The sequence below is a fragment of the Phenylobacterium sp. genome (genome assembly GCF_035569475.1).
Lineage (GTDB): Bacteria > Pseudomonadota > Alphaproteobacteria > Caulobacterales > Caulobacteraceae > Phenylobacterium.
On the sequence record NZ_DATMNA010000084.1, the window covers coordinates 1 to 4,938 of the forward strand.

Sequence of the window (4,938 nt, forward strand, 5' to 3'; positions counted from 1 at the left end):
GCGAGCTGTTGCGTCCCGGCATGTTCTTCACCATCGAGCCGATGGTGAACCTCGGCAAACACCAGGTGAAGCTGCTGGCCGACGGCTGGACCGCGGTCACCCGCGACAAGTCGCTGTCCGCCCAGTGCGAGCACTCCATCGGCGTCACCGAGACCGGCTATGAGGTCTTCACCGGCTCGCCCGCCGGCCAGTTCAAGCCGCCGATCGTCAGCGCTTAGGGCGCGGCCCGCTAGACCATCACCGCCCCGCCCGCGACATCGACCACGACGCCGGTTATCCAGCCGGCGGAGTCCGAGGCCAGGTAGAGAACCGCCTGCGCCACATCTTCCGGGGTCCCCAGGCGCCCGAGCGGATTCTGGGCCCGCAGGGCTTCCTGCTGGGCCGGCGGGATCCGTTGCTGATTTCGCTCGGTCAGGATCGTCTCCGGCGCGACGCAGTTCACGCGGATCCCGTGGGGCCCGGCCTGGGCCGCGACGTCCTGGGTCAGGATCGCGATACCCGCCTTGGCCGCCGCATAGGGAACCGGCGCGCGCGGATGGGGTTTGCGGGCCGCCGCCGACGACATCGTGACGATCGCGCCGCGCCCGCGCGCCTTCATGCCCGGCAGAAAGCTCTTCAGGGTCAGGAAGGTGGCGGTAAGGTTGCCGTCGACGGAGGCCCGCCAGCCATCCTCCGGGATTTCCTCGATCGGCGCCGGCGGCGTCGCGCTCCCTCCGGCATTGGCGACCAAGATATCCACCGGCCCGAGGTCCCGCTCGATCTGCCGCCGCATGGCCTCGATCGCGCCGAAGTCGGTGACGTCGCCGGTGACCTCGATCGCCCGGCCGCCGGCGTCTTCGATCTCGCGCCGCACGGCGGCCAGCGCCTCGGCGTCCCGCCCGTGGATCGCGACCCACGCGCCTTCCTCAGCGAACAGCCTGGCGATTGCCGCGCCAATCCCGCGGGAGCTGCCAGTGACCAGGGCGACCCGTCCCTTCAGGAGGTCAGACATCGCGGCGCGCCGCCCGCCACACGATCACGCTCGTCAAGGTCGATTGCATCGCAGCCTCGCTTCGTGGATAATTCAATATACTATATGTATATCCAAATTGGCCCGACCGCAAGATGACCCCACGCCCCTATCGAGCCCGCGCCCGTGCGGAGGCTACCGAGCAGACCCGGCTGCGGATCATCGCGGCCGCGGCGGCGGTGCTTCGCGCCAAGGGCGCCGGCGGGTTTTCGCTGGAGTCCGTCGCCAAGGAGGCCGGGGTGACGCGGCTGACCGTCTACAACCAGTTCGGCTCGCGCCGCGCCCTGCTCGAAGCGGTCTTCGACGATCGCGCCGCCCATGGCGGGCTGCACCGCCTGGCCGAGGCCATGACCGACCCGGAGCCCCTGGCCGCGATGCGCCGTCTCGTCGAGATCTTCTGCGGCTTCTGGAGTTTCGATCGCGGGTCGCTCGCCAGCCTGCACGCCGCGACCTCGGGCGACGCCGAATTCGAGGCGGGTTTGCAGAGCCGCAACGAGCGTCGCCGCAAGGCGATCTCGGTGCTCGTCGGCCGCCTCGCGTCGCAGGGCGCCATCGACCCCGACCGCGCCAAGGACCTGACGGACCTCTTGTTCGTGCTGACCAGCTTCCAGACCTATGCGGAGATCGCCGCCGACCGCACGCCGGAGGCGGCCTGCGCGCTGATCCAAACATCGGTCCTGAAGATCATCGCCCGAGGCTAGGAGCGCGGCGCACGGATCGGCTTGCGGCGCGCCCGAAAACGCCCGACCTTGCCAACTAGGTCCAGGGAGGGTCCGCCATGAACGCCGCAGCCGCCGCCATCGCCGCGCTCGCCCTGGCCGTCCCCACTGCCGTGGGCGCCGACGCCACAGCGCTCGGCATCGGCTACATCTGCGGGGCGGAGCACCGCGGGCCGGTGACCGCCTCGCCGACGGCCGCCAGCGCCATGATGCTGAAGGGCGTCGGCAACGGCGCGTCCCCCGCCGATACGGCCAACGCCCAGGCCCAGGCCTGGTACGACGAGGGCCTCAACCTCTACCACGCCTTCAACCACAACGAGGCCCGCGCCGCCTTCGCCAAGGCCGCCGAGCTCGACCCCGGCTGCGCCCTCTGCGAATGGGGCGTGGCGCTCGGCCTCGGGCCAACGCTGAACTACGGCGTCACCCCCGAGGAGACGGCGCTCGCCCTGACCCACGCGGAACGCGCCCGGAAGCTGGCCAAGCCCGGCGACGCCCGCGCCCAGGCCCTGATCGAGGCGCTCATCATCCGCTACGACAAGGACAACCTGGCCAAGCGCGACGTCGCCTTCGGCAAGGCCATGGACGACCTCGCCCGCCGCTATCCGGCCGACGACGAGATCGCCGACCTGGCGGCCCAGGCCCTGATGATCCCCGGGCGCGGCGGCGACGCCGTGGCCGTCGCCCGCGCCGAGGAGCTGATCAAGGGCGTGCTCGCCCGCCACCCCGACGACACCGCCGCCATTCACTATGAGATCCACGCCAGCGAGTTCGCCGGCCATCCGGCCGAGGCCCTGCCCTACGCCGAGAAGCTGGCCGGCCTGGCCCCCGGCGCCAGCCATCTCGTGCATATGGCCGCCCACACCCTGATGCATGTCGGCCAGTACGAGCAGGTCGCCATCGTCGACGCCCAGGCCCTGAAGGTCGATGCCGACACCGAGAAGGCGCTGGCCTACGACGGCCCGCTCTCCAGCCAGATCTACTACCTGCACAACTACACCTTCGGCCTGGCGGGCGCGCTGATGGCCGGGGACGCGAGACTGGCCGTCAAATACGCCGACCATGCAGACGTGGCCTTCCCGGCCTCCTTCGACCATGGGGCGGTCGCCCTGCCGGCCGGCCTGGCGCGCGCCGAGGTGACGGCGAGCCGCCGCACCATCGCCGACGCCCGCGCCTTGGTCGCCTACGGCCGCTATGCGCCGGCCCGCGCCCTGGCTCTGGCCGAGGCTCCGGGCGATCCGCGGATCATCAGGATTTACCGCCACTACGCGAAGGGCGAGGCCTGGGCCGCGGAGGCCAACGCCGCCGGCGTGCGCCTCGAGGCCGACAAGGTCCTGGGCCTGCTCGTCGAGTCGCTGAAGGCCGGCGAGAGCGGCAACGCCGACGTCGCGAGCATCGCCGCCGACGTGCTGAACGGCCGCGCGTCCCTGTTCGCCCAGGATCCCGCCAAGGCCGCGACCTTCTTCGCCCGCGCGGCGGCCCGCCAGGAGAAGGTCTACCCCTTCGCCAAGAACTTCGACCCGCCGCCCTGGTGGTACCCGGTGCGCCGCAGCCTCGCCGCCGCCGACCTCGCCGCCGGCAAGCCCGACGACGCAGTGCGCGAGGCCAAGGCCAGCCTCGCCGCCTGGCCGCAGGACGCCCTGGCCCTGAAAGTGCTGGCCGAGGCCGAGGCCAGGCAGGGCCACGCCGCCGACGCCGCCCGCGACATGGCCCAGGCGAAGAAGGTATGGCGCGGCGACCTCGCCAAGGCGACGCTGGCGCTGACCTAGCCCGCGAACAAGCTGGGCCTTGCCAATCCAGAACGCATGGGGAACATTGCTCCTCCATGGACACCCCGCTTTCCGTCGAGGACGCCGGCGCCCAGCCTGATCTCTGGCTGACCCCGAAGCGCGCGTCCAAGGACCGTCCGCACTACCTCGGCCACCGCGACCGGCTGCGGGAGCGGGCCGCGGCGGGCGGGCTTGCGGCCCTGCCCGACTATGAGCTTCTGGAACTCTACCTGTTCCGGGCCGTCCCGCGCGGCGACGTGAAGCCGCTGGCCAAGCAGCTTCTGACCCGTTTCGGATCGCTGGGCGCGGTGCTGGGCGCGACGCGCGAGGAGCTGCGCACCGTCAAGGGCGTAGGCGAGGCGCTCGCCCTCGACCTCGAGCTGCTGCACGAGGCCGCCCTGCGCGCCGCGCGCGAACAGGTGGCGCGGCGCCCGGTGATTTCCTCCTGGTCGGCGCTGCTGGCCTATGTGAAGGCCGCCCTGGCCCATGAGGCGCGCGAACAGTTCCGGGTCCTCTTCCTCGACAAGAAGAACCAGTTGATCGCCGACGAGGTGATGAACCGCGGCACCGTCGACCACGCGCCGGTCTATCCGCGCGAGGTGATGCGCCGCGCCTTGGAGCTGTCAGCCAGCGCGGTGATCCTCGTGCACAATCATCCAGCGGGTGATCCAACACCATCCGTCGCGGACGTCGATATGACGAAACAGGTGGTGGAGGCGGCGCGAGCGTTGCGGATCGCGGTGCATGACCACCTGGTGGTTGGCCGTCACGGCACGGCGAGTTTCAAGGCGCTCGGCCTGATCTAATTGCCGGCCTTGCAACTCCCGCGGCTCAAGACCGTAGATGAGAACCCGGCGGTCGGGGTCCCGAGATCTAGCCTGTCGTCGTTAGCCCGGCGGTGATCGCGCTGGCGTATTCGGCTGGGGTCGGCACGCCTCCGTTCGCCACCTCGGTCTGCCAGATGAAGCCGCTGTTCCAGAGGAAGCCGCCGACGACGCCCGTTCCGGCGAGTCCGGCGAACGTCTGCTGCATCCCGGACGGAGACTGCGGCTCCTCGGGGGCTCCCAGCACTTCGAAGCCCGGCACGATGAAGGCGTAAGGATCCGTCACGCCCGTTCCCGTCGCCTGCTGCAATTGCTGGCCCCAGGCTTGGGGATCGTTGCCTGCGCCGCCGGCGTAGCACTGCAGGTTGAACCGTATGACGACCTGCTTCTGGCTGTTCTGGGCGTAGACCTGCGTCAGGCAACCAATCCAGAAATCCTCGTCCGTGTAGGGGCAATAGGTGACGCCCAGGCCAAGTTGGCCGCACTGCAAGGTGAGGGCGACGATCATCGCCTGGTCCTGAGCGCCATAGCCGTCCTCGGGCTCGAAGTCGAAATCGACGGCGCTCACGCCGAAGACGGACTTCAGGGCTGATAGGTTTGCGCCGACCGCATCCATCGCC

General features: G+C 70.4%; 5 protein-coding genes and 1 pseudogene. 4 read left to right on the forward strand and 2 right to left on the reverse strand.

Annotation, left to right across the window (positions count from 1 at the left end):
• Positions 1–218, forward strand: a pseudogene (locus VNW53_RS12665) (type I methionyl aminopeptidase); the annotation flags it as partial.
• Between the two features lie 11 nt (positions 219–229).
• Here the strand turns inward: VNW53_RS12665 and VNW53_RS12670 are convergent.
• Complete coding sequence (locus VNW53_RS12670) at positions 230–991, reverse strand: SDR family NAD(P)-dependent oxidoreductase (RefSeq protein WP_325556035.1); 762 nt, start codon at positions 989–991, stop codon at positions 230–232.
• A 113-nt stretch (positions 992–1,104) separates the two neighbouring features.
• On the opposite strand from VNW53_RS12670, the gene VNW53_RS12675 reads away from it, so the two are divergent.
• The 3 genes from VNW53_RS12675 (at position 1,105) to radC (ending at position 4,300) form a co-directional block, all read left to right on the forward strand.
• Complete coding sequence (locus VNW53_RS12675; protein WP_325556036.1) at positions 1,105–1,710, forward strand: TetR/AcrR family transcriptional regulator; 606 nt, start codon at positions 1,105–1,107, stop codon at positions 1,708–1,710.
• Positions 1,711–1,787: 77 nt separating this feature from the next.
• Positions 1,788–3,494 (forward strand): hypothetical protein, encoded by a 1,707-nt coding sequence (locus VNW53_RS12680; RefSeq protein ID WP_325556037.1) that lies wholly within the window; start codon positions 1,788–1,790, stop codon positions 3,492–3,494.
• 56 nt (positions 3,495–3,550) lie between these two features.
• A complete protein-coding gene (gene radC, locus VNW53_RS12685) occupies positions 3,551–4,300 on the forward strand; it encodes a RadC family protein (protein WP_325556038.1) in 750 nt (249 codons plus the stop codon).
• Between the two features lie 67 nt (positions 4,301–4,367).
• Here the strand turns inward: radC and VNW53_RS12690 are convergent.
• Positions 4,368–4,938 (reverse strand): hypothetical protein (locus VNW53_RS12690; protein WP_325556039.1); only part of this gene is annotated, 571 nt, incomplete at its 5' end.

Excerpts from the sequence above, each read along its gene's own strand:
- VNW53_RS12670 (WP_325556035.1), bottom strand. The coding sequence starts at position 991 with ATGTCTGACCTCCTGAAGGGACGGGTCGCCCTGGTCACTGGCAGCTCC.
- VNW53_RS12675 (WP_325556036.1), top strand. The coding sequence starts at position 1,105 with ATGACCCCACGCCCCTATCGAGCCCGCGCCCGTGCGGAGGCTACCGAG.
- radC (WP_325556038.1), top strand. The coding sequence starts at position 3,551 with ATGGACACCCCGCTTTCCGTCGAGGACGCCGGCGCCCAGCCTGATCTC.
- VNW53_RS12680 (WP_325556037.1), top strand. The coding sequence starts at position 1,788 with ATGAACGCCGCAGCCGCCGCCATCGCCGCGCTCGCCCTGGCCGTCCCC.